A 4,298-nucleotide genomic window follows, 5' to 3' on the forward strand; every position below is an offset into this window, starting at 1 on the left:
ATATCCTACTCTTTCTTGCTTTTCGTACCATGTTTGTGTTCTGAGATGGAGAGCTTTATTGTAAACCAATCTTACACAGCCCAAGGTGCGCCGCAATAGCGACTCTTGTTCTGGTGTGGGGTAAAATCGGTAAGAATAGGCTTTTTCCATGGGGAGCATTTTAGCATATATTCCGTAAATGTGCTAATATTTAACGGTAAAGCCGTCGTAGAACGACGGGGTTTCAGACCCAAATTTTCGATGAGATTGGAATATTTTCTTAGGGTAAACTCATCTAAATTGACAGGGTAAGAGCATCTCAATCAGACTTGACAGAAAGCGTTGAGAACAGTCACCATCTGGTTATTGTTCTCAACGCTTTTTTCCTTTTTTGGCTTCCCCTTGCAGGGAGCCTGCTGGAGTCTCCTATCCCCTAATTCCCTACTCTAAAGCGTAGATACGACCATCAATGAGCAGACGGGTGATCCCTTTAGCTTCCAGTTGAGCGTGAGCTTTTTCGATCAGGCGACCGTCGGGAACTTTAATCACTTTTTCCTTGCGCTTGGAGAAACGGCGAGCGATGCGATGACTTTCAAAGATGGGGAGGGTGCGCTGCTGGATTTCCTGAGGGGGAACCTTCCCCAATTCGGCAAAATCCTTGAGGGGACGGGTGATTAATTCGGCAGCGCGATCAATGACCAAGTAACAGGTTTTGGGAAAAGCCGCCGCCGATAGGGGTAATATCTGTAATTGGGCTGTTTTAACGATAGTCGGGCCTAAATAGCTGCCCGCTAGTTCCTCCTCCTCCTCGTCTTCATCTTCATCTTCATCTTCATCCTCCTCTTCATCCCAATCCTCGTCAAGCTCATCTTCCTCCTCATCTTCCTCGATAGCTTCGACGAAAAACTCGTTTAAATTAGCGTTTTCTAGAGGCTTATCGCCATTAATTTCTGTATCTTCCGAATTATCTGCTTCTGGCGGGTAAGAGGTATCCATTAACAGGGTTAATTGTTCCACAGAAGCGAGCGGTTGCTCAAAATCCCACTCATCCTTAGCTTCGATGCGCGCTGCCCGAAAACTAATCACCTCGATCGCTTTTTCCGATAAATCCGCTGCTGCTCCCTCCTCCTCGAGGCCACGAGGATTGCGGGCCAAGCGTTTTTTCTGGATTAATTGCTCGTATTCCTCGCTAGAAAAAGAATTTTTGAGAAAACGACTGACCGTAGAACTACTCACGCCATAACGCTCGGCTAAGGTGGAAGTGGTGGCCTCCGTTTCCCGATAAAGCTTAAGAATTTCTTTTTTCGTGGCATCAGTCAGTTTTCTTGCACTCATATTACTTATATAGTTATTTTTTAAGCGATAGGATCTTGCCGATGGCTAGTCAGGGGAAACTGTTGTCCTTGAGCGGATGTACTCTTAATCATAAAACGCTCTAGCCAATTAAAACTAAGCAATTCGTTTTCTAGTCCCTGTTCTAGTCTATCCTTGACTTCTGTTTCTCACCACTACTCAAGATTAAAAAATTGACAATGATATCAAGTGCTGCTAGTCAAAAAGCCTTATTAGTTCTGGCCGATGGTACGGCCTACGAGGGTTATTCCTTCGGCTCCAAGGGAACCACCGTCGGCGAAGTTGTCTTTAACACGGGGATGACTGGTTATCAGGAAGTCCTCACCGATCCCAGTTATGCTGGTCAAATCGTCACTTTTACCTATCCGGAATTGGGAAATACGGGGGTTAACCCCGAGGATGAGGAGTCAATTCGTCCCCAGGTGAAAGGAGCGATCGCCAAAAATATCTGCCACCGGCCTAGTAATTGGCGTTCTACCCAATCCCTACCGGATTATCTGGCCGCTCATCATGTTATTGGCATCTATGGCATCGATACCCGGTCTTTGACCCGCAAAATTCGCTCGGTTGGGGCGATGAATGGGGCAATTTCTACGGAAATACTGGATTATCACGATTTACTGCGGCTGGTGCAGGCAGCCCCCAGTATGGCGGGGTTAAATCTCGTTAAAGAAGTTACCACGAAGGAAGTGTACGAATGGACGACTCCCACCCCGTCCGCCTGGGAATTTGCACCAATTGATAGTGATCAAGAACCGTTAACGGTGGTGGCGATCGATTTTGGCATCAAACGCAATATTCTCCGGCGTTTAGCCAGCTACGGTTGTCGGGTGATCGTGGTTCCCGCCGACACTCCCCCGGAAAAAATCGCCGCATATAATCCCGATGGTATTTTCTTTTCTAACGGACCGGGAGATCCGGCGGCTGTCACCGAAGGTATTGCCCTAGCCAAGCAACTTTTGCAAGGGGAAAAACCCACTTTTGGCATCTGTATGGGTCATCAAATTTTGGGGCTATCCCTAGGGGCAGAAACCTTTAAACTGAAATTTGGCCATCGCGGGTTAAATCAACCCTGTGGACTGCGGCAGCAGGTGGAAATTACCAGTCAGAATCACGGTTTTGCGGTGCAGGAAGCCTCTTTAAATCCGCAAGTGGAGATTACCCATCTCAACCTCAATGATCGCACCGTAGCGGGTTTAAAACACAGGTCTTTGCCCTTTTTCTCGGTACAATACCACCCCGAAGCCAGTCCCGGCCCCCACGATGCCGATTATCTGTTCGCCAAATTTGTCGATTTAATGCGGGAAGCAAAAAAGGGTCGGTCGTAAACTTTTAGGATATACTAGGGTTTTGATTTTTACCGCTCTAGAGCTAGGAGGGGATTATTCCAGAAGCAATTAACTTGACCGTCAGCTTGCGAGGCACGCGTGAGGTCAAAGACAAGTACCAAATTTTCCGTTTGACGGGTCTTTTAGATGCCTTTTCCGAACCGACTTTTTGTAAGGTGATCGAGGGCTATGTGGAGCAAGGTCCCAAGGATGTGATTATTAGCCTCGCTCAGATTGATTTTATCGATAGCTCCGGTTTAGGGGCTTTAGTAAAATTGGTGAAAAAGGCCAAAACCGCAGGGGGCAGTTTACAAATTGTTACCAATGCGCGGGTAACTCAAACCGTAAAACTGGTGCGATTGGAGAAGTTTTTTTCCCTGCAACCCACCCTAGAAGCGGCGATCGAATATCTGGAAAAAGCGTAAATCGTGGAATCTCCTCTCGAAAAAATTCGCTTACAGCTAAGTGGCGAGGGGTCACAACTCCTAGAGGGTCTTGACCGATTATCGCCCGCTTCTCTGGCCTATCTAGGGGATGCTGTTTATGAATTATACATCCGCACCTATTATTTACTGCCGCCCCAGCGTCTGGGAGACTATCACGCTCAGGTGGTGGGCAAAGTCAGGGCCGAACAACAGGCTTTAGATTTAGAACAACTGCAGCCCTATCTGACAGATCAAGAAAAAGAAATTCTGCGCCGGGGACGCAATGCGGTCACGGGAAAACGCCGTCGTCTGACAGCCCAAGTCTATCAGCAGGCCAGCAGTTTAGAAACCCTGTTCGGCTATCTTTATCTGCAAGACCCCTCCAGATTACATCAACTATTAGAAAAACTAGAATTTTGACACTCTCGCCGTCAAGCTACGCTGTGACGGGAGATTCTTGCTTCTACTCCTCTTAACTAGACACAATCCGAAGACTATGCCCCCGTCAGACCGAATCCACAAGCGTTTTAGTTTAACGTCTGCCGACTGCCCGGACGGCTCTGAATTTTATTTGTGGGCTGTTTTGACCTTAGCCGTTAAGCTTCTATGCTGCTTGACCCGTCACCATTACATTTTCAAGGGCGATATTTGTTCCGAGGTACAAAGGATCGGGAGGTTTCCGTGATCCCTTACGCGCTTTACCGCTTTCTCTATTCTAGCGAAATCCCTCGAAAGTGGAAACGCTACCGCGTTAGTTTCATTTTGGTCGCGATTCATCTCCCGTTAAGCAAGGGCGGCTCTAACGGGAGTCCTCTCGCGACCTTGAGATAGCCCCGACCCCCTTTTATTAATCCATCCAATCTTGACATCCTCACCGCCGTAAAACGGACGGTGATTCCCAAACCTCACGATTTAGGTTTCTGCTTCTTTCCCTTGCGGGGTTCCGCACCTGCCGCCCCAGTTTTACTCTGTTCTGGTCTTATGGTCGCGACCCGGACTGACACCGCAAGTCCTGCGGCCAAAATGTTTTTACTGGCGTTAATATCTCGGTCATGGTGTGTCCCACAGTCTGGACAGTCCCACTCTCGAACATTTAACGGCATTTTCTCAGCAATATACCCGCAATTACTACACCTTTTAGAGCTAGGAAACCATCTATCTATTTCGATGTAATTTCTCCCATACCAACGGCATTTATAGGCTAATTGTCGAG

Annotated in this window: 6 protein-coding genes; 3 read left to right on the top strand and 3 right to left on the bottom strand. The window is 47.7% G+C overall.

Annotation, left to right across the window (positions count from 1 at the left end; translation table 11 throughout):
* Together IM322_RS00505 and IM322_RS00510 are read right to left on the bottom strand one after the other, a co-directional pair.
* The coding region (locus IM322_RS00505; RefSeq protein WP_287713066.1) for a helix-turn-helix domain-containing protein at positions 1-150 on the bottom strand (150 nt) is incomplete at its 3' end.
* 270 nt (positions 151-420) lie between these two features.
* The gene (locus tag IM322_RS00510) at positions 421-1,314 is read right to left on the bottom strand and encodes a helix-turn-helix domain-containing protein (protein ID WP_287675554.1); all 894 of its coding nucleotides are present in this window, start codon (positions 1,312-1,314) and stop codon (positions 421-423) included.
* Positions 1,315-1,511: 197 nt separating this feature from the next.
* Here IM322_RS00510 and carA point away from each other — a divergent pair, with 197 nt between their 5' ends.
* From carA to IM322_RS00525, 3 genes are all read left to right on the top strand, one after another.
* The gene (gene carA, locus IM322_RS00515) at positions 1,512-2,660 is read left to right on the top strand and encodes a glutamine-hydrolyzing carbamoyl-phosphate synthase small subunit (protein ID WP_287675555.1); all 1,149 of its coding nucleotides are present in this window, start codon (positions 1,512-1,514) and stop codon (positions 2,658-2,660) included.
* A 74-nt stretch (positions 2,661-2,734) separates the two neighbouring features.
* Positions 2,735-3,085: an STAS domain-containing protein gene (locus tag IM322_RS00520; RefSeq protein WP_287675556.1), complete on the top strand. Its 351-nt coding sequence runs from the start codon at positions 2,735-2,737 to the stop codon at positions 3,083-3,085.
* Positions 3,086-3,088: 3 nt separating this feature from the next.
* A complete protein-coding gene (locus IM322_RS00525; RefSeq protein ID WP_287077165.1) occupies positions 3,089-3,505 on the top strand; it encodes a Mini-ribonuclease 3 in 417 nt (138 codons plus the stop codon).
* 485 nt (positions 3,506-3,990) lie between these two features.
* Here IM322_RS00525 and IM322_RS00530 read toward each other — a convergent pair.
* A partial coding sequence (locus IM322_RS00530; RefSeq protein WP_287713064.1) for a zinc ribbon domain-containing protein occupies positions 3,991-4,298 on the bottom strand: 308 nt, incomplete at its 5' end.

This window comes from Microcystis sp. M109S1, assembly GCF_020247025.1.
Lineage (GTDB): Bacteria > Cyanobacteriota > Cyanobacteriia > Cyanobacteriales > Microcystaceae > Microcystis.

What these genes read in the sequence shown, in the direction of transcription:
- carA (WP_287675555.1), top strand. Translation starts at nt 1,512, where the DNA reads ATGATATCAAGTGCTGCTAGTCAAAAAGCCTTATTAGTTCTGGCCGAT.
- IM322_RS00510 (WP_287675554.1), bottom strand. Translation starts at nt 1,314, where the DNA reads ATGAGTGCAAGAAAACTGACTGATGCCACGAAAAAAGAAATTCTTAAG.